The following is a 1,558-nucleotide window of genomic DNA, read 5'->3' on the forward strand; positions in this document are numbered from 1 at the left end:
GCCGGATGCGCCCCGGCGGGCATGCGTCCACCACGCGCCCAGCAGCACGGCCAGCCCGCCGCAGGCCAGCAGCAGGGGGATGGCGGCCTCGCGCAGCAGCATGTGCAGCAGCTGGTCTTGCGGCATGGCCACCCCGGCGAAGGTACGGGTGTCTACATTGGTGATGGGCGCAAGGTGTGCCCACCAGCGCGCGCCCTGCACCTTGAAGGTGAAGGCGGCATCGGACGGCATGCCCGCTGTGCTCCACGCGGCAAAGGCGGCCTCGCGCACGGGGTCGCCATCCCCGGTCAGGGATGCCGCCTCTTGGGGCGCACGGTTTTCTCCGCGTGGCGAGGTGACCAGCACGCGCGCATCCCTGGGCAGGCCCTCGGCGAGAGAGGCAAGCAGGCCGTCCAGCCGAAAGCTGTAGCCCACGGAACGCTCACCGCCCTCTTGCCGGTCGTGTGCATCGACCACGGCGGTAATGGCCGCGCTGTTGGCCGGTGATGCGGCGTCCGCGTCGGCATTGTTGCCGGGCGGAGCACTTGCCATGAGCAATGGGTGCACGTCGGTCCAGGCTGCTGCCGTTTTTCGTCCGGATTCGATCCGGAGCGCCCCGGCGTTGGTGGCGGCGGCCATGCGACGGCACACCTCTGCGATGGCAGGGGGCGTGGGGTCGCCGGGGCCGTGCGGGGTGGCGTGGGTGTTGATGCGCCCCCATGGGGCTCCCTGTCCGTCGTCGGAACCATCCGTACCATCGGAACTGCGGACATGCAGCAGGGTGCCGCTGTTGGCGCGCAAGGACATGGCCAGCAGGCCCGTGCCGTCGCAGACCGTGACCGCGTCCACGCCGGGGTTGTTGGCCAGTGAGGAAAGCACCAGTTCCCGAGCGTCCGCCGGAGTGGGGCGGTCCGGCGCGACAGAGGACAGCAGGTCGCCCGTCAGTTGCAGGGCGGTGATGGCCGGAGCCACGCGCAGCAGCAGCCGTTCACGCAGGTTTCGTCCCTGTTCCGCCACGGTGCGCACGTTGAACTCGCGGGCGGCCAGCCACAGCCCCAGCAGCATGAGCAGGGCTGCGGCAGCAATGGCCATGACAATGGCAAGAGAAGCGGAAAACCTGGGGCGCGACGTGGGCATGGGCGGTTCCGGAGTGAGAGGGGGGGGGGAGGGGCCGCGCAGTGCGGATGGCGTCAGTTTATCGCGGGACAGGTGATGCGCGCAACGGGATGCTCGGCGTCCCGGCGTCGGGTCATGCATCAGGCACGCCCCGCGCAGGCCCGTGCGCTCAGCGCGTGGCCACCCCCTCGTCGCCTTCGTGCGCCAGGACCCGTTCGATGCGACACAGCCCGCACTTCAACGGCTCCGCGCCGCTGTCCGGGTCGAAGTGGTCGTGCCCGTACAGCAGGTTGGCGCAGCTTTCGCGCCAGCCGTGGTCCGGGCCGGGCCGTTCGGGAAACCACCAGCCGTGGTCGGCCTGCACCACGTCGGGCGGCAGGCCGTCGTCGGCGGCGGCCATGAAGCGCGCCTGCCCGTGGGGGGAGACAACCCGCACCGGGTCACCGTCGACAAGGCCGAGGCG

General features: G+C 71.0%; 2 protein-coding genes. Both read right to left on the reverse strand.

Features of this window, described 5'->3' with window-relative positions:
• The coding region (locus FVW20_RS14845) for a hypothetical protein (protein WP_196610216.1) at nt 1-1,116 on the reverse strand (1,116 nt) is incomplete at its 3' end.
• A 148-nt stretch (nt 1,117-1,264) separates the two neighbouring features.
• Nucleotides 1,265-1,558 (reverse strand): molybdopterin dinucleotide binding domain-containing protein (locus tag FVW20_RS14850; protein ID WP_307831572.1); only part of this gene is annotated, 294 nt, incomplete at its 5' end.

Origin of the sequence: Nitratidesulfovibrio oxamicus, from assembly GCF_015731765.1 — a bacterium.
GTDB classification, from domain to species: domain Bacteria; phylum Desulfobacterota; class Desulfovibrionia; order Desulfovibrionales; family Desulfovibrionaceae; genus Cupidesulfovibrio; species Cupidesulfovibrio oxamicus.